The sequence below is a fragment of the Agromyces bauzanensis genome (assembly GCF_014645655.1).
GTDB classification, from domain to species: Bacteria; Actinomycetota; Actinomycetes; order Actinomycetales; family Microbacteriaceae; genus Agromyces; species Agromyces bauzanensis.
On record NZ_BMMD01000001.1, the window covers coordinates 143,398 to 169,148 of the forward strand.

A 25,751-nucleotide genomic window follows, 5' to 3' on the forward strand; every position below is an offset into this window, starting at 1 on the left:
CGAGGGTCAAGCGCCCAACTTCACGATCTGCAACAGGCCGTCTCCCGCAGGGGAGACGGCCGTTGCCACTGCTGGGGACGCCGACAGCTCCGCGGTGAGCTCACGGAACGCGGTCGCCGCATCGTCGCGCCGGGCCGGGTCGGCGACGCGGCCCTTCCAGAGCGCACGCGCCACGAGCACGCACCCGCCTGGCTTGGCCAGGCGCAACCCGTGCTCGACGTACTCGATGACCGACGGGGCATCCGCGTCGATGAAGACGACGTCGTAGGAGCTCTCGTTCATGCGCGGGAGCACCTCGCTCGCTCGCCCGGCGATGAGGCGCACACGCGCCGGGGCGATGCCGGCGTCGGCGAAGTGCTCGCGCGCGTGCTGCTGGTACTCGTTCTCGGTGTCTATCGACGTGAGCATCGCGCCGCCCACCGTCTGCAGCATCCAGAGACCCGAGACGCCGACGCCCGTTCCCACCTCGATGATGGACTCTGCACGCGCCGCGGCCGCGATGACCGCGAGCTGCGCGCCGACCGCGGGACCGACCGGCTCGATGCCGAGTTCGAGGGACTGCTGGCGTGCCTTCACGACCGCGTCGGTCTCGACGACCGATTCGTCGACGTACTTCCAGTTCAGGTCTCTCTCGGACACGTGGCGACTCCCGGTGGCTGGCTCTCGACCCCATAGCCTACGGGCCTCGCGAACACGGCGTCCGCACGCCTCGCCGCCGACTATCCTGTAGTGGTGTTCGGTCTGACGTTCGAGAAACTCCTCATCATCGGGGTGATCGCCGTCTTCCTGCTCGGACCCGACCGCCTGCCCCACTACGCGGCGCAACTCGGCCGTCTCGTGCGCTCGCTGCGTGACATGGCGAACGGAGCGAAGTCGCGCGTGAAGGAGGAGATGGGCCCCGACTTCGACGATGTCGACTGGCGCAAGATGGACCCGCGCCAGTACGACCCGCGTCGCATCATCCGCGAGGCGCTCAGCGATATCGACCCGTTCGCCGAGCCCGCGAAGCCCGTCGTGGCACGGGCGGCGGTCAATGAGAACTCCGCCTACCTCCAGCGCAAGCGCAAGCTCGAGGCACTCGGCGCCGACGAGGCCGCGCCGTTCGACTCCGAGGCGACCTGACCCGGTCCGCTCGATCGACACCCGTCAGCGCAGGCGCACCGCGCGCAGCACCCGGGCGAGCAGCACGAAGGCTTCGGCGAGGGCGCCGTACTCCCGCCCCGTGCGGGGCAGCTGGATGAGGCCCGTCGCCCGCGACACCGTGATGGCGTCCGCGAAGCGGAGCAGACCCTCTGGGCCGTTGCGGCGGCCGAGGCCGGAGGCCTTCAGCCCGCCCATGGGCGCGTCCACCGAGCCGAAGCTGGCCCGGTATCCCTCGTTGACATTGACGCTCGCCGCCTCGAGCGCCTCGGCCACGCGCCGGCCGCGGCGTGCCGATCGCGTGAACACCGAGGCGTTCAGCCCGTATTCGCTGTCGTTCGCGGCGAGCACCGCCTCGTCCTCGGTGTCGACGAGGTAGAGCGAGACGATCGCGCCGAAGGTCTCCTCGGCGTACACCCGCATCTCGGGCGTGACGCCGGTGAGGACCGTCGGCTCGTAGAACCACGGTCCTAGGTCGGGGCGATGCCGGCCGCCGACCAGCACGGTGGCGCCCTTGGCGATCGCGTCGTCGAGCGTCGCCTCGACGTTCGCGAGTTGCTCGGCGCTCGTGAGGGATCCGAAGTCGATCGTGTAATCGTACGCCGAGCCGAGCGTCGACGTGCGGAGGCGTTCGACGAGGGCGCGCGTGAACTCGCCGGCGACGGCGCGGTGCACGTAGAGGCGCTCGATCGACACGCACAGCTGTCCCATGGCCGAGAAGCACGCGTACGCGGCATCCGCCGCCGCCCGTTCGGGGTCGACGTCGTCGAGCACGATGAGGGGGTTCTTGCCGCCGAGCTCGAGCGAGGCGCCGATGAGGCGACGCCCGGCCTTCTCGCCGATCCGGCGGCCGACCGCCGTGGAGCCGGTGAAGCAGACGTAGTCGACGTGGTCGGTGAGGGCCTCGCCGACCTCGTGGGCCGTGCCGGTCACGACGGCCCAGAGGGCCTCGGGCACGCCCGCGTCGATGAACGCACGTCGAAGCGCGAGGATGGTGAGCGCGCCCTGGTCGTCCGCCTTCTGCACGACCGCGCATCCGGCCGCGAGCGCGGGCACGACATCCATCGCGGCGAGGCTCAGCGCGAAGTTCCACGGCGTGATGACGCCGACGACCCCCTTCGGCCGATAGCGGACCCGGGTCGTCATGGCGAGCGGGACGCCCGAGCGGCGGCGACGGCGGCGGAGCACGCGGCGCGCCGACAGCGCGTTGTACCGCGTGACCGACGCCGACTGGAAGACCTCCTCGAGCGCCTGCCCGCGCGTCTTTCCGCTCTCGAGCTGGACGAGGTCGAACAGCAGCTCGCGCCGGTCGAGCAGCAGGTCGTGCGCCCGGAGGAGCACCCGGCGCCGCTCGGCGAATCCCGCTCGTGCCCACGCGAGCTGCGCGAGGCGCGCCCGCGCGACCGCGTCGCGCACGTCGTCGGCGCTCGAGCGGGGGAGGTCGTGGATGCCCTCGCCGTCGAGCGGCGAACGCATGGCGATCGACTCCGAGCCCGAGGCGACGACGTCGTCGGCGAGGCGTGCGAACAGTTCGGGGGAGGCCGTAGGGGCGCGCATGGGCACAGTCTAGGTCAGTTGACCCACTTCTCCGCGGGATGAGTACACTGCCACCATGACCGCACCGGAGCAACCCCTCTCCCGCGGCGTCGTCACCCGGTATGCGATCGGTTCGATCGGCACGGGCGGCTTCGCGACGCTGCCCGGACTCGTGCTCGTGTACTACCTCACCGACACGCTCGGGATCACGGCCCTCGTCGCAGGCTTGGTGGTCACGGCCGCCAAGGTGTGGGACGTCGTCATCGATCCCTGGATCGGCGAGCGCAGCGACCGGGCGCTCGCACGCACCGGCACGCGGCGCACGTGGATGACGATCGGCGCGATCGCGCTGCCGGTCGGGTTCCTGCTGACGTTCGCCGTGCCGGCCGGGCTCGTGCCCGCGGCATCCGCCGTCTGGGTCTTCGTGGCGTTCCTCGCCACCGCCACCGCGTTCAGCCTGTTCCAGGTGCCGTACATCGCGCTGCCCGCCGAGCTGACCGGCGACTACGACGCACGCACGCGGCTCCTCACGTGGCGCGTCGTGGTGCTGACCGTCGCGATCCTGCTGTTCGGGGCGGGCGGGCCCGAGATCCGCGCCGCCTTCCCCGGCGACGAGCGCCTCGGCTACCTCGTGATGGCCCTCGTCGCGGGCGTCGTGATCGGCGCAGGCATGCTCGTTGCGACGGCGACGGCCGCACGCGGCGTTGCGGTACCGGATGCCGCGCCCGCACGGAGCATCCGGGCCGGCTACGCCGAGGGAATCGCCGCGATGCGGCGGAGCGCGCCGTTCCGGGCGTTGCTCACCGCCTTCGTGCTGCAGGGGCTCGCCACGGGGGCCATGCTCGCCGGCGCGCAGTTCGTGGCCACCTGGGTGCTTGGCAACGAGCGCCTCGTCACGGCGCTGTTCGTCGCGCTCATCGCGCCCGCCGTGGTGTGCGCCCCGGCGTGGGAACGGGTGGCCCGGCGCGTCGGCAAGGAGCGGGGCTTCCTGTTCGCCGGCGTGCTGTTCGCCGTCGCGTCCGCGAGCCTCGTCGGCATGCTGTGGGCGCCCGGACCGTGGGTCTACGGACCGGTGGCGCTGGCCGGCGCCGCGTACGCGGGCATGCAGTCGCTGCCGATGGCCATGCTGCCCGACGTCATCTCGCACGACGCCAGGCGTCACGGCGACGGGCGCGCGGGCAGCTTCGGCGGCGTGTGGACGGCCGGCGAGACGGCGGGAATGGCGCTCGGCGCGACGCTCTTCACGATCGTGCTCGCCGTCACGGGGTACGTCGAGTCCGTGGGCGCGGCGGTCGTCGCCCAGCCCGATGCCGCCATCGCCGGCATCACGGTGGCCTTCAGCCTGCTGCCGGCGGCGCTCGTGCTCATGAGCCTGGTGTCGCTGCGCCGGTACCCGCTGCGCAAGGGCGATATCGACGCGGATGCCGTGGCACGGGCGGCGTTGCGGTGAGCGCGTTCGAGCGGGACCCCGACGACGTCCTCGCGGAGCTCGAGGCGCTGCTTCTCGCCGACGCCCCCACGCACGGCGGTCGCGTGCTCTCGTACGTCTACGACTCCGGGCTTCCAGAGCTCGACGAGCTCGCCGCGCGCGCCGCCCGGCTCGTGCAGGCGGTGAACGGCCTCGACCCGACCACGTTCACGTCGGTCGCCGCCATGGAGTCGGCCGTCGTCGGGTTCGCGCGGCGGGTCTTCCACGGCGACGCGGCCGAGGTCGGCGCCAGCGAGGCCGGCGCCGACGACGTCGTGGTCGGCTCGGTCACGTCGGGGGGCACCGAGAGCTGCCTGCTCGCCGTCAAGACGGCGCGCGACGTCTGGCGCGTCGCACGCGCCGGAACGACGCGCACGCCCCGGATCGTGGCCCCAACGACGGTGCACGCGGCGTTCCACAAGGCGGCGCACTACTTCGGCCTCGAGCTCGACCTCGTGCCCGTCGAGCCGGCCACGGGCGCGCCGCCTCCCGCCGCGATCGAGGACCGGCTCGGCGACGATGTCGCCCTCGTCGTGCTCAGCGCCCCGTCGTACCCGTTCGCGACCCTCGATCCCATCGCCGACGTCGCCGCGATCACGGCGTCGCGCGGCATCGCCCTGCACGTCGACGCCTGCATCGGCGGGTTCGCGCTCGCGTTCTGGCCCGACGACCTGCCGCACTGGGACTTCCGGGTGCCCGGGGTCACGAGCCTGTCGGCCGACCTGCACAAGTACGGCTACGCCCCCAAGGGCGTGTCGGTGCTCCTCACGCGCGGCCGCGACCGGCAGCGGCACCAGTACTTCGCGACCACCGACTGGCCGGGTTACCCCGTCGTGAACCCCACGATGGCCGGCTCGAAACCCGCCGGGCCGCTCGCCGCGGCCTGGGCCATCACGCGGGTGCTCGGCCACGACGGCTTCGCTGAGCTCACGTCACAGGCGGCGTCCGCCACCCGCGAGCTTCGCGAGGTGATCGACGCCACCGAGGGTCTCCGCATCGTCGGCGCGCCGACCGGTCCGCTCTTCGCCGTCGCCGTCGACGACCGGGTCCCGGTCGACCGACGGGTCGACCCGCACCACTGGGCGGATGCCGCGCGCGAGGCAGGCTGGCACGTGCAGCTGCAGCCCGGCCGCATCCAGTCCGACGGCACCCGCCTGCCGCACACGACGCACTTCACCGTGACGCCCGTCACGGACGCCGTGGTGGGGGAGCTCGCGGGCGCGCTCGTGGACGCCGCCGAGCGGGTGCGCGGCGTGCCCGCGGTCGACGGGCGCGAGCTCGTGGCCGGGCTCGCCGCGCAGCTGCCGGGCGGCTCCGAGGCGCTCTCCGCGGCATCCGCGGGCATCGACTCCGACGGCGCGGCCGCGCTCCTCCGGGCGTTCGGCCTCCTCGGCGGCGACGGGGCGGGCGGGGCGGGCGGAGCGTTGCCCGACCGGATGGCGCCCGTGCTCGCCCTCGTCGAGGCCCTGCCCGGCCCGCTCACCGAGCGGCTGCTCATCGAGCTGCTCGCGCGCGTCGTCGAGCCGCGCGACTGACCGCGGCTCCCGCGCCCATCGAAACGTCGCGTTTGCAGGGTGCGACCCGGCATCCGCGACTTCTCGATGCGCAGCCCGTCAGCCGGCGGGGGCGTCGAGGCCGCAGCGCTCGCCGTAGTAGGCGTACAGCTCCGCCTTCAGCCCGTTGTCGGCGGGCACGTCGAGACGACCCGCCCGGCCGTCGTCGGTCGCGACCTCGAAGGGGAGGATCGTGCCCCGCTTGTCGTCGGCGATGGCGTGCGCGTCGCAGCGCGCGGGCCGCACCGGAAGGCTGATCGTGAACGGCGCATCGCCTGCCGCGACGTCGAGGCCGAGGGTCCAGTCGATGCCGTCCTCGGCGTTCAGGAGCGTCGTGCCGTAGACGCGCTCGATGCGCATCGATCCGTGCGTGCCGGGCACGGGCTCGAACCGCACGTCGATGAACGCGCGCCGGTCGGGGCCGGCGCCGGTCGAGCGCAGGTGCTCGGGCATGACGAGCGCCGCGACGGCCGCGACCGACTCGCCGAGGCAGTCCGCGCCGTTCGCCCGGGCGACCGTGTCGAACGGGTCGTCCGCCGTGAGCCGCCCCTCGGTCGTGCCGTCGGCGGTGCGGAGGACGAGGTCGACCTCGACCGGGCCGGGCGCGGCGTCGCAGACGCTCGCCGTCAGGTCGAGCCGGATGTCGACGGCGTCATCGGCGTCGAGCTCGATCGGTTCCGATCGCTCGAGACCGGACTCGAGCGTCGGGGACTCGACGATGAACGACTCGATCGTGACCGGCGTCGGGCCGTGGTTCTCGAACCGCACGACGAGCCGGCCGGCCGGCACGTCGAGGCGGCCCTGCCTGATGGAGACCGCGAGCCTCTCGGGCATCGCGGGTGCGGCGGTGGGCGACGCGCACCCCGCGAGCAGGGGCGGCACGATCGCGAGGGCGGCGACGAGCGCGAGTGAGCGGAGGCGGTGGGCGCGGGGCATCCGACTCACCGGCCGGTCACCGCACCGACACGTCGAGCCGGCGGCCGGCCAGTGAGCGGGGGAGGTTGGCGAGGTGCTCGGCCACCTGCTCGATCGCGCGCGCGGCCGGATCGTCGGGCGCCGAGACGACCACGGGGGTACCGGCATCGCCGCCCTGGCGGAGTGCGATGCTGAGCGGCACGCTCGCGAGCAGCGGCACCGGCTCGGGCTGACCCTCCGAGAGCCGTTCGGCCACGAGCGCGCCGCCGCCCGAGCCGAACAACTCGACGACGCCGCCGTCGGGCCCGGCGAACCCCGCCATGTTCTCGACGACGCCCACGATGCGCTGGCCGGTCTGGCGCGCGACGACTCCCGACCGCTCGGCGACGTCGGCCGCGGCCGGCTGCGGCGTCGTGACGACGACGACCTCGGCGTTCGGCAGCAGTTGCCCGAGCGAGATGGCCACGTCGCCCGTGCCCGGCGGCAGGTCGACCAGGAGCACGTCGAGGTCGCCGAAGTACACGTCGGTGAGGAACTGGTTGAGCGTGCGGTGCAGCATCGGACCGCGCCACGCCACGGCCACCGAGGACGCGCGGCCGCCGGGCTCGGTGGGCTCCACGAACATGCCGATCGAGATGACCTTCACGCCGTGGGCGACCGGCGGCAGGATCATGTCGTCGACGCGCGTCGGGCGGGCGGCGGTGCCGTGCTCGTCGACGAGGCCCAGCAGTCCCGGGATCGAGAAGCCGTGCACGTCGGCGTCGACGAGCCCGACGGTGAGGCCGCGCGCGGCGAGCGCGACCGCGAGGTTCGCGGTGATCGTCGACTTGCCCACCCCGCCCTTGCCGCTCGTGATCGCGACCACGCGGGTGAGGGTGCCCGGGCCGAACGGGTTGCCGCGCGCCGCGCGGCCGCCGCGCAGGCGCTCCGTGAGGGCCTGGCGCTGCTCGGGTGTCATCACGGTGAGCAACACGTCGGCCCGGCCCGGCCCGGCGACCGTCTCGGCCGCCTGCCGCACGTCGCGTTCGATGCGGTCGCTGGCGGGGCATCCGACGATCGTCAGCCGGATGCCGACCTGCACCCGGCCGTCGTCGTCGACCGCGACCGAATCGACCATGTCGAGTTCGGTGATGGGCTTGCGGATCTCGGGATCGATGACGCCCGTCAGTGCGGCGCGGACCCCCTGCTCGATCGCCGTGGCGTCAGCGCCCGGCATGCTCGGTCTCCTCGTCGGGCTGCCGGTCGAGGTCCTCCAGCGCGGCCCGGAGCTCGGCGCGGATGAAGTCCTTCGTCGCCAGTTCCTTCACGACGAGGCGGAGCGCCACCACCTCACGGGCGAGGTACTCGGTGTCGGCGAGGTTGCGTTCGGCGCGCTGGCGGTCCTGCTCGATCTGCACGCGGTCGCGGTCGTCCTGCCGGTTCTGTGCGAGCAGGATGAGCGGGGCGGCGTAGGAGGCCTGCAGCGAGAGCACGAGCGTGAGCGCCGTGAATCCGATCGCGATCGAGTCGAATCGCAGCGGCTCGGGCGCGAACGTGTTCCAGGCCATCCAGCCGATCGCGAAGAGCGACAGTCCCAGGAGGAAGCCCGGTGTCCCCATCGCGCGGGCGACCCACTCGGTGAAGCGGCCGAATCGGTCATTGTCGCCCGATCCGCGGAAGGCGGGCGATCGGCGGATGCCCTTCGGGATGTCGAACCGGCGGTTCTCGACGTCAACGCGTGCCATCTCCTGCCCTCCTTCCATGCGGGATCGGGATGCTTCCCGTGGTCAGCTGTGCGCGCGCCGCGGCGCGGCGCCCCACCTCGGTCTCCTCGGGATGACTTCGCCAGTCATCTGGCAGGAGGTAGTCGAGCACGTCGTCAATCGTCACCACCCCGACGAGTCGGTGCTTCTCGTCGACGACCGGCACCGAGACGAGGTCGTAGCTCGCGAGGATGCGGCTGACCTCTGCGGCCGAGGTGTCGGCGCGTACGGGTTCGAGGCCCTGGTCGATGAGCGTGCCGAGCCGCTCGTGCGGCGGGTAGCGGAGCATCCGCTGGAAGTGCACGAGGCCGAGGAAGCGTCCCGTCGGCGGCTCGTACGGCGGCAGGGTGACGCACACCGCGGCGCCGAGCGCCGGTGGGAGGTCGTGCCGCCGGATGAGGGCGAGCCCCTCGGCCACGGTCGCATCGGCCGAGACGATGATCGGCTCGGTCGTCATGAGCCCCCCGGCGGTGTCGGGGCCGTAGGAGAGGAGGAACCGCACGTCGTCGGCCTCCTCGGGCTCCATGAGCTCGAGGAGGTGCTCGCCGCGCTCCTCGGGGAGCTGGGCGATGAGGTCGGCCGCGTCGTCGGGCTGCATGTGGTCGAGCACGTCGGCCGCGCGGTCGTCGCCGAGCTTCGCGAGGATGTCGACCTGATCTGACTCGGGCATCTCCTCGAGCACGTCGGCGAGCCGGTCGTCGGGCAGTTCGGCGGCAACCTCCTGCCGGCGCTGCGGCGGCAGGTCGAGCAGCGTGTTCGCGAGGTCGGCGGGCTTCAGCTCGGAGTAGGTCGCGATGAGCTGCTCGGCCGACTGCGCCTCGCCCTTCGCCGTGAACTCGCGCACCTCGCGCCACGTCACGTACGCCGACTGCCCCTTCGAGAACGGCGAGGCGCCCTTGGGGCGGCGCACGAAGAGCTGGTCGACCTCCCACTCGCCGGGCTCGCGCTCCTCGATCGCGACGTCCTCGATGGTCGCCTGGCCGGAGCCATCGTTGAAGACCACCTTGCGACCGAGCATCTCGGCGATCACGCGCACCTCGCCGCCGCGCTGCTCGAAGCGACGCAGGTTGATGAGGCCCGTCGTGATGATCTGGCCACCGCCGATCGACGTGACGCGCCCGATCGAGAGGAACACCCGGCGCTTGCCGGGGATCTCGACGATGAGTCCGACCACGCGCGGAGGGTCGTTCTTGCGGTACACGACGAGGACGTCGCGCACCTTGCCGACCCGGTCGCCGGCGGGGTCGAAGACCGCGCACCCGGCGAGTCGGGCGACGAAGACTCTCGTGGCACTCACACCACCAACTTAGCCCCCGAAGCCGGATTCCCGGCCGGTTCCGGGTGTCGGCGCGCGCCCCATGGGAGAATGGCCACGTGAGCAACCAATCCCCGTTCGGCGGCCGTACGGCGCGCGCGTACCCGACCCTGCCGAAGGGCGAGACCGTGGCGAGCTTCGAGACCTACGCCGAGGCCCAGGCCGCCGTCGACGCGCTCGCGAAGGCCGCGTTCCCCGTGAGGGAACTCGCGATCGTGGGCACCGGCCTCACGAGCGTCGAGCGCATCACGGGCACCCTCAGCTGGGGTCGAGCCGCAGGTGCCGGTGCCCTGTCGGGCGCCTGGTTCGGCACCTTCCTCGGCCTGCTGTTCTTCATCTTCGCGCCGACCGGCGCCTCGCTCGGCATCCTCGGCGCCGCGATCCTCATCGGTGCGGGATTCGGCATGATCTTCAGCGTGGTCTCGTACTCGGTGAACCGGCGGCGCCGCGACTTCACGTCGATCGCCCAGGTGCTCGCGACCCGGTACTCGATCGTCGCGGAACCCGCACACGTCACGCGGGCGCGGCAGGTGCTCGGAACCACGGATGTCGCGGCCGCGGGCGTGCCGTCCGCCGCACCAGAGGCCGGTCCGGCCTCCGAACCCACGCCGCCGACCGCCACGCCGCCCCCGGCCGACGATCGGCCGGAGGCATCCGAGGCGCCGGCCAAGCCAGACGAGCCGCGCGGCCGCACGTACGGCGAGGCCCAGGACGCGGCGCGTCGCGCCGCCCGTGAGCGACGCGACGCGAGTGGGTCCTGACACGCCGCACCGCCCGGGCCTGACGCGCCCGTGACCGCCTGCCTGCGCCACTTGCGCGGGCGCTGCGCCAGTTGTGCTGGTGCGGAGGCCGCCGAAGTGGCGTACGAAGCGTGAGGGCGTCAGCTCGCGGCGCCGCGCACCCACGCCTCGACCTCGTCGGCCGTGCGCGGGATCGCCGCGGACAGGTTCTCCGCCCCGCCGTCGGTGACGAGGACGTCGTCCTCGATGCGCACGCCGATGCCGCGGAACTCCTCGGGCACCGTGAGATCGTCGGGCTGGAAGTACAGGCCCGGCTCGATGGTGAACACCATGCCCGCCTCGAGCACGCCGTCCAGGTACATGGAGCGCCGCGCCTGCGCACAGTCGTGCACGTCGAGGCCCAGGTGATGGCTCGTGCCGTGCACCATGTAGCGGCGGTGGAACTGATTCTCGGGCTGCAACGACTCCTCGGCGGAGACGGGCAGGAAGCCCCACTCGGCGGTCTTCCGCGCGATGACCTCCATGGCGGCGGCGTGCACCTCGCGGAAGATCGCGCCGGGCTTCACGACCTGGAACGCGGCATCCGCTGCCTCGAGCACCGCCTCGTACACCTGGCGCTGCACGGCCGAGAACGTGCCGTTCACCGGGAACGTGCGCGTGATGTCGGCCGTGTAGTAGGTGTCGCGCTCGACGCCCGCGTCGAGGAGCACGAGGTCGCCCGGCACGACGGGGCCGTCGTTGCGGGTCCAGTGCAGGATGGTCGCGTGCGGGCCGGCCGCCGCGATCGAGCCGTAGCCGACGTCGTTGCCCTCGATTCGGGCGCGCGTTGCGAAGACGCCCTCGATGACGCGCTCGCCGCGCACCTCGGCGGTGATGCGGGGCAGCTCCGAGAGCACCTCGGTGAACCCGCGCGCCGTCGCGTCGATCGCGGCGCGCAGCTCGGCGACCTCGAACCCGTCCTTCACGAGTCGCAGCTCGGACAGCACGCGCGCGAGCTCGGCGTCGGGCTCGTGTTGGGCGCCGACCTCGAGCGAGAACGGGGCATCCGTCGCATTCGTCGACAGGGCCGCCTCGGCGGCGTACCGGATGCGCGCGCGGTCGACGCGGTCGGTGACCGCCTGGTCGGCCTCGCGCAGCACGAGCGTGGCGGTGTCGACCGAGTCGATCACGTGGTCGAAGTCGGCGATCGCGCGCGTGGCGATGCCGAGGTCGGCGGCGACGTGCGCGAGCCAGGGGCGCGGACCGATCCAGAACTCGCCGATCGAGGCGTCGGCGTAGAACTCCTCGGTGTCGCGCCCGGCGCGCTCGCGGAAGTACACCGTGGCGTCGTGGGCGTCGCCGTTCGGCTCGAGCACGAGCACCGCGCCCGGCTCGGAGTCGGCGCCCCAGCCCGTGAGATGCGCGAACGCCGAGTGGGCGCGGAACGGGTAGTCGGTGTCGTTGGCACGCTGCTTCATGTCGCCGGCCGGGATGATCAGGCGGATCCCGGTGAACGCGGCCGAGACCTTCGAGCGCCGTGCCGCGGCGAACGACGCCTGCTCGCGCGCCGCCGGCAGCGACTCGTCGCGCTCGGCCCAGCCATCGCCGATGTACCGCTTGAAGCCCTCCGACGAGGGCGTCGTCGAGCGGCTCGCGTTCCGCTCGTCGTCCTCCAACGAGGGGCGCGCGGTCGAGGTGCTCGTGTCGGTCGTGTTCGCCATGCCGTCCATTCTCGCACCGCACCGATGAGCGGATGCCGCCCGTTGCGCGCTACCCGGCGGGGCTCAGCGTCGCCACCACGGGGCGGTGGTCGCTGCCCGAACCGTCGACCTCGCCGATGACGTGGAACGCGTCGACCCGCCATCCGGGCGTCGCCAGGACGTGGTCGATCGGGCTCCCGAGCAGCTTCGGCAGGAACGTCGGCCACGTGCCGATCGCCCCGGCGCCGGCCACGACCGCGGCATCCCGGCATCGTCCGAGGTCGCCGCCGTCGACGCCCCGGCCGGCGAAGTGGTCGACGGTGGCGTTGAAGTCGCCCGCCATGATGACGTTCTCGCCCGCGCACTGCTCGGCGAGCCAGTCGAGGTCGCTGCGCCAGTTGCGGAGCTCCCAGCGGATGGGCGCGACGGCGTGCACGGCGACGATGCGCGGGCCGTCGCCGTCGACCGGGTCGGCGACGATCGACGGCAGCGTGTTGGTGTTGCCGGGCGGACCCGGCACGAGTTCCGACGTGACGGTGTAGTCGCCCAGCTCGGGCGAGATGAGGATAGTCGTCGATCGAGCCTTGGCGACCTCGTCGAAGGCCACGGTGTGCACCCACATCGGGCTTCCGCCGTCGCGCATCGCGATCGCGACCTCCTCGCCGAGCGGGCCCGTGGTCTCGGGCAGCACGATCACGTCCGCCCCCTCCTCGAGTGCGAGCGCGGCGATGCCGGTGGCGTCAGGGACCTCGCCGAGGGTGTTCCAGGACATGACGGTGACGGATGCCTCGCCGGCCGCGGCATCCGTTCCGCTCGCGCCGCGCGTGGCGAGCGCCGCGACGTTGCCCGCGGCGAAGAGCGCGAGGACGATCGCCATGGCGATGCCGAACCGGCGCGTGGGTCGCGGGATCGCGAAGAGCGTGAACGCCGCCGCGAAGATGAAGCCGCCCACGGCGGCCGCGCCCCGCAGGGCGACGACGTGGGCGGCGATCCACTGGTTCTGGAGCCCGACGCCCTGCGGCCACACCAGCACGGCGGCGAGCGCGGCCGTGCCGAGGACGACCATCCAGCCGAGGAAGCGGAGCATTCCACCAACCCTAGGCGAGCACGCCCTGCTCCGGCCGGGGCCTCGCCCCGGGTCGGCTGGGAGTCGGCGGTGAGGATGCCGCGACTAGCATGAAGGGGTGTCCGAGACCCCCGTCGCCGCCGGTGAAGCCGACCTGCACACGCACTCGACGGTCTCGGACGGAACGCAGTCGCCGGCGACGCTGATGCGGCAGGCTGCGGCGGCGGGACTCTGGGGGATCGGCCTCACCGACCACGACTCGACGGGCGGATGGGCCGAGGCCGCGGCCGCCGTGCCCGAGACGGGCGTGGTGCTGATCCCGGGCATGGAGCTCTCCACGCGCGAGGGGTTCATGAGCGTGCACGTGCTCGGCTACCTCATCGACCCGCTGGACGAAGCGCTCCTCGCCGAGACGGCCCACATCCGCGAGTCCCGGCTCACGCGTGCCGAGGAGATCGTGCGCCGCATCGGCCGCGACTACGAGCTGAGCTGGGACGACGTGCTCGCCCAGACCACGGAGGGCGCCACCATCGGGCGCCCGCACATCGCCGACGCGCTCGTGGCCCGCGGACACGTGGCCACGCGGTCGGCGGCATTCGCCGGCATCCTGGATCCGGACGCCGGCTACGCGCAGCCGCACTACGCGCCCGACCCGCTCACGGGCGTGCGGCTCATCCGCGCGGCCGGTGGCGTGCCGGTGCTGGCCCACCCCGGCACGCGTGGCGCCGAACGGATCATGCCGCCCGAACGACTGAGGCGTCTCGTCGACGCGGGCCTGTTCGGCCTCGAGATCGACCACCCCGAGAACCGTGAGGACGCGAAGCCGCGACTGCGCGAGCTCGCGCGCCGGTTCGGCCTCGCCGTCACGGGGTCGAGCGACTACCACGGTGCGGGCAAGCCGAACGTGCTCGGCGAATGCCGCACCGCACCCGAGGTGGTCGAGCGGATCATCGGCGAGGGGCGCGGCGCGGCGCCGGTCGTGCCTGAGCCGGTCGCGCGGTAGCCGGTCTCCACGGGCGTCACCCGGCGGGCGTCACCCGGCGCGTCACGCCGCAGGCGCGGACCCGCCGGCCGAACCGCCGCGACGACGACGGCGACGGCGCGGCGCGGCGTTGCCGTCGTGGTGCTCGTAGCCCTTGCCGTCGTGCGTTCCGGTACCCGGCTCCTTCGCGACCGCCGCCGTGTCGGCCTTCTCGCCCGTGGCGACCGGCTCGCCCGTCGGCGCGCCGCCGCGCGTGCGCCGGCGCGAACGCGAACGCGGCGCGCGCTCGGCGTCGCCCTCGGCACGGCCCTCGCTGCGGCCCGCGACGCTCGAACGCGCCGGTGCGGCCGTGGCCGTGGGCTTCAGGCGGCCCTTGGTGCCCTGGGGGATGTCGAGATCGGAATACAGGTGAGGGCTCGACGAGTACGTCTCGGTCGGCTCGGGCTGCCCGAAGTCGAGCGCCCGGTTGATCAGTGCCCACTTGTGCAGGTCGTCCCAGTCGACGAACGTGACGGCGATGCCGGTCTTGCCCGCACGGCCCGTGCGGCCGACGCGGTGCAGGTACGCCTTGTCATCGTCGGGGATGGTGTGGTTGATGACGTGCGTGACGTCGTCGACGTCGATGCCGCGTGCCGCGACATCCGTGGCGATGAGCACGTCCTTCTTGCCCGCCTTGAACTCCGCCATGGCCCGCTCGCGCTGGTCCTGGTTGAGGTCGCCGTGCACCGCCGCGGCATTGAAGCCGCGGTCGTTCAGCTCCTCGACGAGCTTGGCCGCCGCACGCTTCGTGCGCGTGAAGATGACGGTCCTGCCGCGGCCGTCGGCCTGCAGGATGCGCGCGATCACCTCGTCCTTGTCGAGCGAGTGCGCCCGATAGACGAGGTGCTTGATGTTCGCCTGGGTGAGGCCCTCGTCGGGATCGGTCGCGCGGATGTGGATCGGCCGGGTCATGAATCGACGGGCCAGTGCGACGATGGGACCCGGCATGGTGGCCGAGAAGAGCATCGTGTGACGCGTGCCCGGCGTCTGCGCCATGATCTTCTCGATGTCGGGGAGGAAGCCGAGGTCGAGCATCTTGTCGGCCTCGTCGAGCACCATCTCGCTGACGTTCGCCAGCGAGAGGAGGCGCTGCGACGCGAGGTCGAGCAGGCGCCCCGGGGTGCCGACGACGATCTGCGCGCCGGCCTTGAGCTGCTCGATCTGGCCCTCGTACGCCTTGCCGCCGTAGATCGAGACGATCTTCGTCGGGCGGTTCGAGGCGGCGAGCTCGAGGTCCTCGGTGACCTGCACGCACAGCTCCCGCGTGGGCACGACGACGAGCACCTTGACTCCGGGTCCGGGGTCGTCGCCGAGTCGCTGGATGATGGGAAGGCCGAACCCGAAGGTCTTTCCGGTGCCGGTCTTGGCCTGCCCGATGATGTCCTGGCCCGAGAGGGCGAGGGGGATGGTCTGTTCCTGGATGGGGAAGGCATCGGTGATGCCCTTCCCGGCGAGGGCGTCGACGATGTCGGACGCGACGCCGAGGTCACTGAAAGTGGTCAAAGATCTGCCTGTCGAATGTCGCTGATGAGGGTGCGCCTCGTCTCGACTTCAGGCGCACGGCCGCGGGTCCAACGCCCGCATGGCACCTCCAGCCTATCGGAGACTCCCTGAGAGCCTCCGATAGGCTGTGCCCGTGGTGTTCCGGACGAATCGACGCGGCCCGCGTCCCGAGACGCCGCGCCAGCGTCCGCGCGTCGCGCCGACCGACCTCGCGCGCGTCGACTTCCACGAGCTCGTACCGGAGCCCGTGCCCTTCCTCGGGCAGGCCGCCTACATCCAGCTCGAGTTCTTCGAGGGGCTCGCGAAGGCCGTGGCCACCGCCCCGACCCTGCCGTCGAAGGAGGGGCTGAGCGCGGCCGCCGGCGTCGCGCTGCGCAAGCACCACGCGCTCATCGCGGAGCTCCGCCGGCTCGACGTTGAACCCGACGACGTGATGGCGCCGTTCGCGCCGGCCACCGACCGGTTCCGCCAGGCGACGGCGGGAGCCGATTGGTACGAGCTGCTGCTCGGCATCCACATCACCGCCGGCATGCTCGACTCGTTCTTCTCGCGCCTCGCAGAGGGTCTGCCGGTCGAGCTCGGCGCGCGCGTGCGCGCCATCCTCGATGAGGAGGGTGCGTCGGTGGTGCTGGAATCCGAACTGCGTTCGGCGATCCAGGGCCATCCAGGCCTTGCCGACCGGCTCGCCCTCTGGGGGCGCAGCCTCGTGGGCGACACCCTCCTGGTCGCGCGGTCGGCGCTCAGCGGGGCGGATGCCTCGGTGCGGACCGGCGAGCAGGTGGAGCCCGTGTTCACCGAGCTCATCGCCGACCACACGCGTCGCATGGACGCGCTCGGGCTCACGGCGTAGCTCGGCCTCACGGACTAGGAGCGACACGCGACTAGGCACCGGAGGACTCGCACCCAAGACGGTCGTTCGGATAAGCCAGGTCAAGTGGTGGCGAAGGCTCCGATGGTCGCGGAGACCATCACGATCCCGACGAGGTGGTAGCCGCCCGTGACGGCGCCGAACAGAAAGGGTCGTGGCGTGTGTGGTGTCAGGCCGTTGTTGACCGATATCGCGGCTGCCACGCCGAGGCCGACAATGACTCCGAGCGCAAGTGATTCCGCGATGGTGAGGGGGCGAGCACGGTGATGAGGATCGCCATCGCTGGGGACACGAGCAGTGAGCTCCCCAGCGGGACGACGAAGTGGGCGAGCCCGAAGCGGCTGCCCCGGGCTCGTTCGTATCCGATGGACCGGTCCCACGCCTCGCCGAGCAGCGGGGAGAACCAGACTGCTCAGACCCAGATCCGCGAGTAGTTACTACCCGCGGATCTGGGTCAGAGGAGGTAGTAGGCGAGCGTTGCGAGTGCGATGGCGAGCCAGTTGAGCTGCGCGAGGGCGTCGAACATGAGCGGTCGACCTCAGGTGCGCTTGGAACGCATCGCTTTGAGTTGCTTCACGCCAGGATCGGCGGCCAAAGCAAGGTACTCGTCTGAGCCGAGCGGGACGAGGGCGATCCGGCCGTCGTCGTTGTGGTGGACGCCCCATCCGTACCGCTTGCCCAATGGAGACGAGCGCAGGCACGCCTGATCCCTGGCGAAGAACGCTTCTCGTTCCCGTGCTCTCGCGTCGTCTGGGATGTCCTGGCGGATCGCGTGCACGGCGAACAGCACATCGTCGGAGGTGAACTCATAGGTGTGATCGACGATGAGCCGGTGCTGTAACTCCGCGATCGTCGGAGCCTCGCCGCCGACCGGGGGCTCCTGCGCCTCCTGAACTGGACAGTCCTCAGCCACCTGGATGAAGGTGTTCGAGTAGTTCGTGGTGCCCATACCTCGAACATGGCGGACGCGCGAGTGCTGGGCTAGGAGATTTCCGACAGGCTGGATGCCATGACCGATCACTCGTCACGACAGGCCGAGGATCGCCCAATCCTGCCGGACGAGCGTTCCGGCGTGCTGCTGCCCGACAATCTCGAACGCTATGCCGCGAACTGGATCGCCCCGGCCGCGGAGGTCGACGCCGTAGTCGATCAGTTCTGGCACGTCTCCTGGGCGTTCCCTGACGGCGAGAGCGCCGATCAGCGGATCATCGATCTGCCCGCCGTTACGGTGACCATCGAGGACGGCGACACGCCCGCCCCGCTGGTCGTGACCGGCGTGCAGACCGGCGCCTGGCGGCGCATGATCCACGGCCGAGGGCGGGTGTTCGCGATCCGCCTGCGACCGGCTGGGCTTGCGATCGTCAGCGACCTCGCTCCCTCATCAGTAAGGGACGCGACGATCCCAGTGACCCCTTCGCTCGATGCGCGCCTGTACGAGTTCATGCGGGAGGTCGCGACCACGCCGACCCCTGCCGAGCGCGCCCGCTCCGCCGAGCGAGTAGTCGCCGGCCTGCTGATCGAGCAGCCGGTATCGGAGAAAGGACTGCTCGCGAATGCGGTGCTCGATGAGCTTCGCGCCCGTGTCCGCCACCGGACGGGGACAACGCTCCCGCAGCACTTCGGCGTCAGCGAGCGCACCGTCGAGCGCGCGCTCATGGACACGGTCGGGCACGGCCCGAAATGGATCAGCCGACGCATCCGACTTCAGGAAGTCGCACTCGCTCTCGCAACAAGACCCGATGCAAGCCTCGCAGCCATCGCCGCCGAACTCGGCTACGCCGACCAGTCCCACCTTACGGCCGACTTCCGGGCCGTCGCCGGGATCACACCAGGCGGCTATCGTCGGCGTCTGACGGAACTTCGCGCACGGTGACATCCTCAGGCGTCCACGCGAGCGGCGGCGAGTCGCCCGACGAAAACCAGCCCGCTCCTGGCTCGGGCCCACGTTGGCGCTACTCTGAGGCCGCGTCAGTCGACTGGTCGATGACCTGGATCGTGGCCCCGCCCGGTTCGCGGTAGGTCACTTGGAAGCCGCCGGGAATCGCGGCCGGTTCCTCGACCACGACCAGGGCGCCCGGACGGTTGGCGTGGAACGTGGCGACGGACTCGACCACGAAGATCGGGCCGACCGGCGCAGTCGGGTCATTCGCGTCGAGCATGATCTGAACCTCACAGCCGGGCAGGGCCAATGCGACGGTGGTGTCGCCCTCACGCCACAACTCTGTGAAACCGAGCCCGTCGCGATAAAGGGCCAGCGAGGCGCCGAGGTCGGCGGTCGGGACGAACAAGAACTCGAGCTTCATGGTGGACCCTTTCCGTGTCGTAACTCGATATGCTGAGAGCATAACGGCATTATGTGACCATGCGCGAGTGGATTCCGATATCGACTTCCCCGAGGGGCAGGCTCGCTCTGGCCGCAGTGCGGCAGTTCGGCACGCGCTCGTTCGACGAGGTCACGGTCGGCGCGCTCGCGGCTGACGCTGGGGTGACAACCGGAGCGATCTACCACCACTTCGGCAGCAAGCTCGGCTTGTACGAGTTCGTGCGGGCGGATGTGGAGCGGCGCCTGCTAGACCGGATGGAGGGAGCGGCCGATGCCGCGGCCGAGCCGACGGCAGGCGTCCGCTCGGCACTGCTCGTCGGCTTCGACTTCGCGGTGCGCGAAGGCTTCCCACGGCTGCTCGGCACCCCACCCGCCGGGGCGGAGCGCGACCGGCTTACCGAACTGCTCGCCGCGCACAGCACGTCCCCGCTGCTCGGCCGTGTCTTGGCAGCCGCCTGGCGGGAGGCTCTCGCCGCGGTCGCCGACGGGGCCGACTCCGCGCAGGCCCGTGCCGCGCTGGCAGCGATCGGACCCTGACAGAGCCGCTGCGTGGCTGGAGCCAACGACACCGAAGCACTCCATGTGATTCACAGCCTCCGGTGCGCCGCCGCACACCTCGATACCTCGCTTGACACCCACATCTGGTATTTCAGTCAGGAAGAGTGTCGCTCGGAGCTTCTCGTGCGTACGCCGCGTATCCTGCGAGCATCCGGCAATGCCGCGATGGAAGGCTCCTCACTCCTGCAGAAGAACGTCCCGAACCAGCACTCCTGGGCCACCCGCAAGCAACTCAGGCTCGCGATCGTGCACTGGATCGAGGCCCGCTACCATAGCCGCCGCCGACAACGCCGACTCAGGAAGTTGACCCCCATCGAGTTCGAGACCATCATGAAGGACGCCGTCACATGGGCGGCAGACGGAACCGAGTCAACCAAAGCCTCAGCATTCCCGCCCGCCGAGAAGCGCGACCAGGGTCTGGGCGCGGCGACCGCCTGAGCGCTTCCCCGAGCCCGTCAGGCCCGCGTCAGCACGAGCGAGACGTTGTGGCCGCCGAATCCGAACGCGTTGACGAGCGCCGCCGGGAAGTCGCCCTCGCGCGTGCTCCGGATGACATCGACCTCGATCTCCGGGTCGAGCTCGTCCGCGTTGATCGTCCCGGGTACCCGGCCGTCGCGCAGCGCCTGCGCCGCGACCATGGCACCGAGTGCGCCGGATGCCCCGAGCAGGTGGCCGACCATCGACTTCGTCGAGGTGACCGTCGTGCGGCCCAGCGCCGCCGCGATGGCGCGACTCTCGTTCGCGTCGCCGAGCGGGGTCGAGGTTGCGTGCGCGTGCACGAACGCGATGTCGTCGGGGGCCAGCCCGGCCGAACGCAGCGCGAGCGACATCGTGCGCGCCTGGTTCTCCGGGTCGGCGGCCACGATGTCGAATGCGTCGGAGGTGAGCGCGGCTCCCTCCAGGAAGGCATGGATGGGGACGCCCCGCGCCCGGGCATGGTCCTCCCGTTCGAGCACGAGCACCCCGGCGCCCTCGCCGAGCACGAAGCCGTCGCGGCCGACGGCGAACGGGCGGGAGGCCGCCGTCGGATCGTCGTTGCGCGTGGAGAGGGCGCCGGTCTGCGCGAGCGCGGCAAGGGTGAGATCGGTCACGCACGCCTCGGCGCCGCCCGCGAGCACGAGGTCGGCGTCTCCCGCCAGGATCATCTGCCTCGCCATCAGGATGGCCTCGGAGCCGGACGCGCAGGCGCTCACGGGCGCGCGCGCGCCGGCCCGCGCGCCGACGGCCATGGAGAGCCATGCCGCCGCGCCGTTGCCCATCATCATCGTCACGGTGTGCGGCGAGACCCGGCGCGGACCGGCATCCCTGAGACGCGCGGACTGCTCGAGCATGCTCGTCAGGCCGCCGATCGCCGAGCCGATCACGACGGCGACACGATCACGGTCCGCCTCCGGACTTCCCGCGTGCCGCCAGGCCTCGCGCCCCGCGAGGATCGCGAACTGCTCGACCCGGTCCATGCGACGCTGCTCGCGCACGGTGAGCCCGGCCAACGCCTCGGCGCCGACGGTCGCCGCCAGCCGCACCGGCAACTGCTCCGCCCACGGCTCGTCGAGCTCCGTCACCCCCGACCGTCCATCGAGGAGTGCGGCCCACGTGGACGCGGCATCGCCGCCGACTGGGGTGACCGCGCCGAAGCCGGTGATCGCGACTCGCATACAATCACCCTATGCGGTGGCAGACCGGGAAGGTTCGTCCGGCCCCGCACGGCGAGGGAGGAGCGGGATGCGCGCGTTCGTCGTCAACCGACTCGACGGCCCCGACGCGATCCACGTCGGCGACGTGCTCGAGCCGGCCGGCAGCCACGGGCGGGCGGGCGGGCTGCGGGTGCTCGTCGACGTTCGTGCGGCTGGTCTGTCCCCGATCGACGTGCTCCAGTCGCGCGGCGCCTACCAGTACGGCGCGCCGCCGCCCTACACGCCCGGGAGCGAGGCCGCCGGGGTGGTTCGGGAGGCGGATCCGGCCTCCGGATTCGCCCCGGGTGACCGGGTCGCCGGCATCGTCTTCTGGGGTGCGCTCGCCGAGCGCTGTCTCGTCGCTCCCGAGTACACGATCCGCCTGCCCGACTCGGTGTCGTTCGCCGAGGGCGCCGCCGTGTACCTCAACTACTCGACCGCCTGGTACGCCTACCATCGCGCCGCAGTCCAGCCCGGGCAGACCGTTCTCGTCCACGGCGCCGCCGGCGGCGTCGGTGCCGCGGCGCTCGACCTCGCAGCGCAGTTCGGCGCGCGTGCCATCGCCGTGGTCTCCAGTGACGCGAAGGCGGCTTTCGCCGAGCGGGCCGGCGCGTGGGCGGTCGTCCGCAGCGATAGCGCGTGGCTCGAGCGGGTGCGCGAACTCACCGGCGGGCGCGGCGTCGACGCGGTGCTCGATCCGGTCGGCGGCGACCGATTCACCGACTCCCTGCGTGCGCTGCGGATCGGCGGCACCCTCGTCGTGATCGGATTCGTCGGCGGAGGCATCCCCGAGGTTCGCGTGAACCGCCTGCTGCTGCGCAACCTCACGATCACCGGCATCTCGGCGGACACCATGGACCGGGAGCATCCGGGCACGCTCGTCATGGTCCGCGACGCCGTCCAGCGGCTCCTCGACACGGGGATGCTCCACCCGCACGTGGGGGCGAGGCTCCCGTTCGATCGCGCCGCCGACGCGGTACGGCTCGTCGAGCGCGGCACGACGATCGGCAAGGTGGTCGTGGACGTCTCGACCTGAGCCGGATCAGGCCCGGATGACGCCCTCCACCGTGAGCTTCTCCGCGATCACCTCGCGCAGCACGTTCTTGCGGACCTTGCCGACGGCGGTCATGGGCAGAGCGTCCACGATCTCCAGACGTTCGGGCAGCTTCTGCACCGCGACACGTCGCTCGAGCAGGAAGCCGGTCACCACTTCGAGCGTCAGATCGTGGCCCTCGTTCACGACGATGAATGCGCACGCCTTCTCGCCCACCCGCGGGTCCGGCATCGCGACGACCGCGATCGCGCGGATCCCCGGGTGGCCGCTGAGCAGATCCTCGACCTCGCGAGCGCTGATGTTCAGACCGCCGCGGATGATGATGTCCTTCACACGGCCGCTCACCCGCGCGTATCCGGCCTCGTCGACGTAGCCGAGGTCGCCGGACTTCGAGAACCCGTCGGGCGTGTAGGTGAGTTCGGTCTCAGCGGGCTCCCGGTAGTAGCCGAGCATGAGCGAGGGACCACGGAACGCGAGGTCCCCTTCCTCGCCGATCGGCACTTCGGTGTCGTCGGGGCCGACGACCTTCAGGACCCCGCCCGGAACGACGCGGCCGTCCGAGGTCACCGAGCGCTCGGGCGCATCGTCCGGCCCGCACATCGTCGTGGCGAAGTTCTCGGAGCGCCCGTACAGGCTCAGGACCGAGATCGTCGGGAACAACGCGCGCGCGGCTTGCACGACCGGGCCGGGGATCGGCGCGCCCGCACAGACCCAGTAGCGCATGGTCGAGACGTCGTGCCGACCCTCCTGATAGGCCTCCATCGCCGTGCTCAGGAAGGTCGTCGCGGTGAAGGTGAACGTGCAGCCGTACCGTTCGATGCGCTGCAGCCCCTCCTCGGCGTTCCACTCCGGCTGGAAATGGGTCCCGGCGCCCGCGATCAGCGGCAAGACGATCCCGGTCTCCAGACCCGTCGAGTGCGCCACCGGCGACGGGTTGAAGGCGACGTCGTCCGGGGTGATCCCGAGCAGGTCGATGATCCCTCTCGCGGCCGCGTGCATCGTGTTGAACGTGTGATAGCACCCCTTCGGGCGGGAGGTCGTGCCGGAGGTGTAGACGAGGAGGAATCCATCGTCGGCCGTCGCCGTGCCACCGAGCGCCGCATCCAGCTCTCCGACGTCGCCGTCGGCGAACAAGGTGTCGAACGCGATGAAGTCGTCCGCAAGCACGGGGTCGTCCGAACGCACGAGCACGATATCGCGCAGCGCCGGCGCGCTCGGAAGCAGCTCCTGATACAGCGCGCCGTAGGCGAACTTGTGGAAGAACGCCGGGCCGATCACGACGACCGCCTCCGAGTGGCGCAGGATGTAGCCGACCTCCTCCTGCCGGAAGATCGGCATGATCGGCACGAGGACCGCGCCGAGGCGGGACAAGGCGAGCATGATCGTCGCGAACTCGACCCAGTTGGGCAGCTGCACAGCGACGCGGTCACCACGTTCGACGCCAAGCGACCTCAGGCCGGTCGCGAGTCGCACGACGTCGTCGCGGAGACTGCCGTAGGTGGCCGTCGATGTGCCGTCCGAGACGAACACGCGCTCCGGATGCTGCGCCGCCCCCGCATCCAGGAAGTCGTACAGTACGCGGTCCTGCCACCATCCCTCCGCGTAGTACCTGTCACGATCTGCCGCAGTGTGCGGACCCAGGTCATGCGGCTGAGCGGTCTGACTGGTGTTCATGGTCATGAGTACGTGCCCTCCCTCGGTTGCGGTGGTGTAGTTGCTATACCTCGCTCTGCGTGGTGTTCGGGAGTGGTTCCCGACCTCGAAATGCTACGCCTCTAGCGCGATTCGCCGTCTCCGCCGACCGACTCCGGCAGCTCCACGACTTGGGCGGCGTAGCACAGCCCCGCTCCGAACCCGAACTGCAATGCCAGCTGCCCGCCCCGTGCGGCGCCTTCGCGCAGCAGCCGCTCCATCGCGAGTGGCACCGAGGCGGCGGAGGTGTTCCCGGTGTCGATGACATCCCGCGCGATGACGACGTCGTCGCGCAGTCCGAGCGCGGCGGTCACCGACTCGATGATGCGCAGGTTCGCCTGGTGCGGGATGAACACGTCGATGTCCTCCGGGCGCACCCCGGCGGCCTCAATCGCCTGCGCGGCGAACTGCGGCACGACCGAGGTCGCCCAGCGGAAGACGCTGGGCCCCTCCTGCCGGGCCGTCGGCCATTCGACAGGCTCGTCGCCCGCGTACTTGTAGTCGAGCCAGGAGTGCGTGACCGTGATCGCATCCGCATGCGTCCCGTCGGAGCCCCACACCGTCGGCCCGATGCGAGGCACATCGGACGGCCCGAGGACGACCGCCCCGCCGCCGTCGCCGATGATGAACGAGATCGTGCGGTCCGTCGGGTCGCTGAAGTCCGAGAGCTTCTCCGCGCCGATCACGAGCACGTGCCGCGCAAGGCCGGTTCGGATCATCGCGTCCGCCTGACCGATGCCATAGCAGAATCCTGCACAACCGGCGTTGACATCGTAGGCCGCGGCCGACGGCGACGCTCCGAGCCGTGCGGCGACGACGGGCGCCATTCCAGGTGTCGGCTGCAGCCACGAAGTCGTGGCCACGATGACCGCGTCGATGTCATCGGGATCGACCGCGGCGGCTTCGAGCGCCGCGGCGCCGGCCTGTTCGGCGAGATCCTGCACGAGCACGTCGCGCGGGGCGCGGCGCCGCGTGACGATGCCGGTTCGGCGTCGGATCCACTCGTCTGAGCTGCGGAGCGGCTCCGCGAGCTCGTCGTTGGTGACGACGAGACTGCCGCGGGCACCTCCGACTCCGAGGATGCGCGAATATCCGGACGGGGTGGTGGTTCGCAATCGGGTCATCGCTCAATACTCTAACTTGCGGGGAGCTGTCTGCACACCGGCTGTGAGGATCTCGCGAGCCGTGCTCCCGTCGCGTGGGGGTCGGCAGCGTCGCGCGTCGAGCGGGCGGCGGTTCTTCCTCGGATTCGAAGTAGTTCGGCTCCACGATCAGCCGCTCGTCCCGCGGCAGCCGCAGGGCCGTTGCCTGCGACACCCGGTGCCCGTCGTGACGGGCCACAGGAGATCGCCGACTTCCTCGAGGTCGATGGTCCGATCGAGAACCTGGCCGACGCCCTCGATGACGTGCAGTCGCCGCTGTCGCGACGCCGCGACCCGTGGCTCACCGCTCTCGTCGCGGTACGTGCCGACGCCGATGTCGATCGGCGCGATCTACGTCGTGTTCACGCCGGAGAGCTCCAATACCGTGCAGTTCGAGTTCACCACGACCGACCTCGGCTACTTCGCCGACATCAGGCAGGACACCGAACTCGCGGTGCGCACCCTGCGTGTCACGTCGGACGGTTCGGGCGACGGTGTGGGCGACGATGCCCGGCAGCCGAGGTCGCAGACCCGAGTGCGCGACGGCGCCAGGCGAACGACGTCGCCGACCGCGATCGTGCTCATCGCGCTCGGCATCGTGTTCGCCCTGCTGGGCGTCGCCTCGATCGTGCACCTCTACGTGCTCGGCGTGCGCGGGGTTGAGCTTCAGGGGAACTACCCTTTCATCCGCGACGGTGAGGTCGACATCGCGCTGCCCGGTGTGCTGCTGCTGCTCGGCATGGTGCCGCTCTTCATCGGCGAG

Annotated in this window: 23 protein-coding genes and 1 pseudogene; 10 read left to right on the forward strand and 14 right to left on the reverse strand. The window is 71.4% G+C overall.

Translation table 11 applies throughout. The annotated features are described in order from the left end of the window. Positions 1-6: 6 nt before the first annotated feature. The gene (locus IEX31_RS00735) at positions 7-639 is read right to left on the reverse strand and encodes an O-methyltransferase (protein WP_188741521.1); all 633 of its coding nucleotides are present in this window, start codon (positions 637-639) and stop codon (positions 7-9) included. Positions 640-729: 90 nt separating this feature from the next. On the opposite strand from IEX31_RS00735, the gene IEX31_RS00740 reads away from it, so the two are divergent. After that, positions 730-1,122, forward strand: coding sequence for a twin-arginine translocase TatA/TatE family subunit (locus tag IEX31_RS00740; protein ID WP_188741522.1), 393 nt, complete (start codon positions 730-732; stop codon positions 1,120-1,122). Between the two features lie 24 nt (positions 1,123-1,146). On the opposite strand, the gene IEX31_RS00745 is transcribed toward IEX31_RS00740, so the two are convergent. Further along, positions 1,147-2,697, reverse strand: coding sequence for a succinic semialdehyde dehydrogenase (locus tag IEX31_RS00745; RefSeq protein ID WP_188741523.1), 1,551 nt, complete (start codon positions 2,695-2,697; stop codon positions 1,147-1,149). A gap of 55 nt (positions 2,698-2,752) precedes the next feature. On the opposite strand from IEX31_RS00745, the gene IEX31_RS00750 reads away from it, so the two are divergent. Further along, the gene (locus IEX31_RS00750; RefSeq protein WP_188741524.1) at positions 2,753-4,126 is read left to right on the forward strand and encodes an MFS transporter; all 1,374 of its coding nucleotides are present in this window, start codon (positions 2,753-2,755) and stop codon (positions 4,124-4,126) included. Next, positions 4,123-5,679: a pyridoxal phosphate-dependent decarboxylase family protein gene (locus IEX31_RS00755; protein ID WP_188741525.1), complete on the forward strand. Its 1,557-nt coding sequence runs from the start codon at positions 4,123-4,125 to the stop codon at positions 5,677-5,679. Before IEX31_RS00750 ends, IEX31_RS00755 begins: the two co-directional genes overlap by 4 nt. Positions 5,680-5,757: 78 nt before the next feature. Here IEX31_RS00755 and IEX31_RS00760 read toward each other — a convergent pair whose 3' ends face one another. The 4 genes from IEX31_RS00760 to IEX31_RS00775 are packed head-to-tail and all read right to left on the reverse strand — an operon-like array spanning position 5,758 to position 9,651. Continuing rightward, positions 5,758-6,633 carry a cupredoxin domain-containing protein gene (locus IEX31_RS00760; protein ID WP_188741526.1) on the reverse strand — a complete coding sequence of 292 codons (876 nt, stop codon included), beginning with the start codon at positions 6,631-6,633 and terminating at the stop codon, positions 5,758-5,760. Between the two features lie 16 nt (positions 6,634-6,649). Next, positions 6,650-7,828 (reverse strand): Mrp/NBP35 family ATP-binding protein, encoded by a 1,179-nt coding sequence (locus IEX31_RS00765; protein WP_188741527.1) that lies wholly within the window; start codon positions 7,826-7,828, stop codon positions 6,650-6,652. Further along, positions 7,815-8,336 carry a DUF1003 domain-containing protein gene (locus tag IEX31_RS00770; RefSeq protein WP_229662008.1) on the reverse strand — a complete coding sequence of 174 codons (522 nt, stop codon included), beginning with the start codon at positions 8,334-8,336 and terminating at the stop codon, positions 7,815-7,817. Before IEX31_RS00770 ends, IEX31_RS00765 begins: the two co-directional genes overlap by 14 nt. Beyond that, the gene (locus IEX31_RS00775; protein ID WP_188741529.1) at positions 8,323-9,651 is read right to left on the reverse strand and encodes a magnesium transporter MgtE N-terminal domain-containing protein; all 1,329 of its coding nucleotides are present in this window, start codon (positions 9,649-9,651) and stop codon (positions 8,323-8,325) included. The genes IEX31_RS00770 and IEX31_RS00775 overlap by 14 nt, the downstream gene beginning before the upstream one ends. 77 nt (positions 9,652-9,728) lie before the next feature. On the opposite strand from IEX31_RS00775, the gene IEX31_RS00780 reads away from it, so the two are divergent. Then, positions 9,729-10,430 carry a YflT domain-containing protein gene (locus tag IEX31_RS00780; RefSeq protein ID WP_188741530.1) on the forward strand — a complete coding sequence of 234 codons (702 nt, stop codon included), beginning with the start codon at positions 9,729-9,731 and terminating at the stop codon, positions 10,428-10,430. 119 nt (positions 10,431-10,549) lie between these two features. On the opposite strand, the gene IEX31_RS00785 is transcribed toward IEX31_RS00780, so the two are convergent. Continuing rightward, positions 10,550-12,109, reverse strand: a complete 1,560-nt coding sequence (locus IEX31_RS00785) for an aminopeptidase P family protein (protein WP_188741531.1) — start codon at positions 12,107-12,109, stop codon at positions 10,550-10,552. Between the two features lie 49 nt (positions 12,110-12,158). Beyond that, positions 12,159-13,175: an endonuclease/exonuclease/phosphatase family protein gene (locus IEX31_RS00790; protein WP_188741532.1), complete on the reverse strand. Its 1,017-nt coding sequence runs from the start codon at positions 13,173-13,175 to the stop codon at positions 12,159-12,161. A gap of 97 nt (positions 13,176-13,272) precedes the next feature. Between IEX31_RS00790 and IEX31_RS00795 the strand changes: the two genes are divergently transcribed. Next, positions 13,273-14,157 (forward strand): PHP domain-containing protein, encoded by an 885-nt coding sequence (locus IEX31_RS00795; protein ID WP_188741533.1) that lies wholly within the window; start codon positions 13,273-13,275, stop codon positions 14,155-14,157. A gap of 42 nt (positions 14,158-14,199) precedes the next feature. Here the strand turns inward: IEX31_RS00795 and IEX31_RS00800 are convergent, their stop codons facing one another. Continuing rightward, complete coding sequence (locus IEX31_RS00800; RefSeq protein ID WP_188741534.1) at positions 14,200-15,678, reverse strand: DEAD/DEAH box helicase; 1,479 nt, start codon at positions 15,676-15,678, stop codon at positions 14,200-14,202. Between the two features lie 133 nt (positions 15,679-15,811). Here IEX31_RS00800 and IEX31_RS00805 point away from each other — a divergent pair, with 133 nt between their 5' ends. Further along, positions 15,812-16,528 carry a ferritin-like fold-containing protein gene (locus IEX31_RS00805; protein WP_188741535.1) on the forward strand — a complete coding sequence of 239 codons (717 nt, stop codon included), beginning with the start codon at positions 15,812-15,814 and terminating at the stop codon, positions 16,526-16,528. 556 nt (positions 16,529-17,084) lie between these two features. On the opposite strand, the gene IEX31_RS00810 is transcribed toward IEX31_RS00805, so the two are convergent. Beyond that, positions 17,085-17,495: a DUF6157 family protein gene (locus tag IEX31_RS00810; RefSeq protein WP_188741536.1), complete on the reverse strand. Its 411-nt coding sequence runs from the start codon at positions 17,493-17,495 to the stop codon at positions 17,085-17,087. A 60-nt stretch (positions 17,496-17,555) separates the two neighbouring features. Between IEX31_RS00810 and IEX31_RS00815 the strand changes: the two genes are divergently transcribed. Next, a complete protein-coding gene (locus IEX31_RS00815; RefSeq protein WP_188741537.1) occupies positions 17,556-18,419 on the forward strand; it encodes a helix-turn-helix domain-containing protein in 864 nt (287 codons plus the stop codon). A gap of 79 nt (positions 18,420-18,498) precedes the next feature. Here IEX31_RS00815 and IEX31_RS00820 read toward each other — a convergent pair whose 3' ends face one another. After that, positions 18,499-18,849: a VOC family protein gene (locus IEX31_RS00820; RefSeq protein ID WP_188741538.1), complete on the reverse strand. Its 351-nt coding sequence runs from the start codon at positions 18,847-18,849 to the stop codon at positions 18,499-18,501. Between the two features lie 116 nt (positions 18,850-18,965). Here IEX31_RS00820 and IEX31_RS00825 point away from each other — a divergent pair, with 116 nt between their 5' ends. Beyond that, a complete protein-coding gene (locus tag IEX31_RS00825) occupies positions 18,966-19,406 on the forward strand; it encodes a TetR/AcrR family transcriptional regulator (protein WP_229662009.1) in 441 nt (146 codons plus the stop codon). 156 nt (positions 19,407-19,562) lie between these two features. Continuing rightward, positions 19,563-19,781 (forward strand): annotated as a pseudogene (locus tag IEX31_RS18590) (IS3 family transposase); the annotation flags it as partial. Positions 19,782-19,882: 101 nt separating this feature from the next. Here IEX31_RS18590 and IEX31_RS00835 read toward each other — a convergent pair. Further along, positions 19,883-21,082, reverse strand: coding sequence for a beta-ketoacyl-[acyl-carrier-protein] synthase family protein (locus IEX31_RS00835; RefSeq protein ID WP_188741541.1), 1,200 nt, complete (start codon positions 21,080-21,082; stop codon positions 19,883-19,885). A gap of 67 nt (positions 21,083-21,149) precedes the next feature. Here IEX31_RS00835 and IEX31_RS00840 point away from each other — a divergent pair, with 67 nt between their 5' ends. Further along, positions 21,150-22,136, forward strand: coding sequence for an NADPH:quinone oxidoreductase family protein (locus tag IEX31_RS00840; RefSeq protein ID WP_188741542.1), 987 nt, complete (start codon positions 21,150-21,152; stop codon positions 22,134-22,136). Positions 22,137-22,142: 6 nt separating this feature from the next. Here IEX31_RS00840 and IEX31_RS00845 read toward each other — a convergent pair whose 3' ends face one another. After that, positions 22,143-23,828, reverse strand: a complete 1,686-nt coding sequence (locus IEX31_RS00845; RefSeq protein ID WP_188741543.1) for an AMP-binding protein — start codon at positions 23,826-23,828, stop codon at positions 22,143-22,145. Between the two features lie 101 nt (positions 23,829-23,929). Then, positions 23,930-24,970: a beta-ketoacyl-ACP synthase III gene (locus IEX31_RS00850; protein ID WP_188741544.1), complete on the reverse strand. Its 1,041-nt coding sequence runs from the start codon at positions 24,968-24,970 to the stop codon at positions 23,930-23,932. Positions 24,971-25,751: the final 781 nt, after the last annotated feature.

What these genes read in the sequence shown, in the direction of transcription:
- IEX31_RS00790 (WP_188741532.1), bottom strand. Translation starts at nt 13,175, where the DNA reads ATGCTCCGCTTCCTCGGCTGGATGGTCGTCCTCGGCACGGCCGCGCTC.
- IEX31_RS00770 (WP_229662008.1), bottom strand. Translation starts at nt 8,336, where the DNA reads ATGGCACGCGTTGACGTCGAGAACCGCCGGTTCGACATCCCGAAGGGC.
- IEX31_RS00810 (WP_188741536.1), bottom strand. Translation starts at nt 17,495, where the DNA reads ATGGGCACCACGAACTACTCGAACACCTTCATCCAGGTGGCTGAGGAC.
- IEX31_RS00835 (WP_188741541.1), bottom strand. Translation starts at nt 21,082, where the DNA reads ATGCGAGTCGCGATCACCGGCTTCGGCGCGGTCACCCCAGTCGGCGGC.
- IEX31_RS00765 (WP_188741527.1), bottom strand. Translation starts at nt 7,828, where the DNA reads ATGCCGGGCGCTGACGCCACGGCGATCGAGCAGGGGGTCCGCGCCGCA.
- IEX31_RS00760 (WP_188741526.1), bottom strand. Translation starts at nt 6,633, where the DNA reads ATGCCCCGCGCCCACCGCCTCCGCTCACTCGCGCTCGTCGCCGCCCTC.
- IEX31_RS00820 (WP_188741538.1), bottom strand. Translation starts at nt 18,849, where the DNA reads ATGAAGCTCGAGTTCTTGTTCGTCCCGACCGCCGACCTCGGCGCCTCG.
- IEX31_RS00840 (WP_188741542.1), top strand. Translation starts at nt 21,150, where the DNA reads ATGCGCGCGTTCGTCGTCAACCGACTCGACGGCCCCGACGCGATCCAC.
- IEX31_RS00785 (WP_188741531.1), bottom strand. Translation starts at nt 12,109, where the DNA reads ATGGCGAACACGACCGACACGAGCACCTCGACCGCGCGCCCCTCGTTG.
- IEX31_RS00815 (WP_188741537.1), top strand. Translation starts at nt 17,556, where the DNA reads ATGACCGATCACTCGTCACGACAGGCCGAGGATCGCCCAATCCTGCCG.
- IEX31_RS00845 (WP_188741543.1), bottom strand. Translation starts at nt 23,828, where the DNA reads ATGAACACCAGTCAGACCGCTCAGCCGCATGACCTGGGTCCGCACACT.
- IEX31_RS00750 (WP_188741524.1), top strand. Translation starts at nt 2,753, where the DNA reads ATGACCGCACCGGAGCAACCCCTCTCCCGCGGCGTCGTCACCCGGTAT.
- IEX31_RS00745 (WP_188741523.1), bottom strand. Translation starts at nt 2,697, where the DNA reads ATGCGCGCCCCTACGGCCTCCCCCGAACTGTTCGCACGCCTCGCCGAC.
- IEX31_RS00850 (WP_188741544.1), bottom strand. Translation starts at nt 24,970, where the DNA reads ATGACCCGATTGCGAACCACCACCCCGTCCGGATATTCGCGCATCCTC.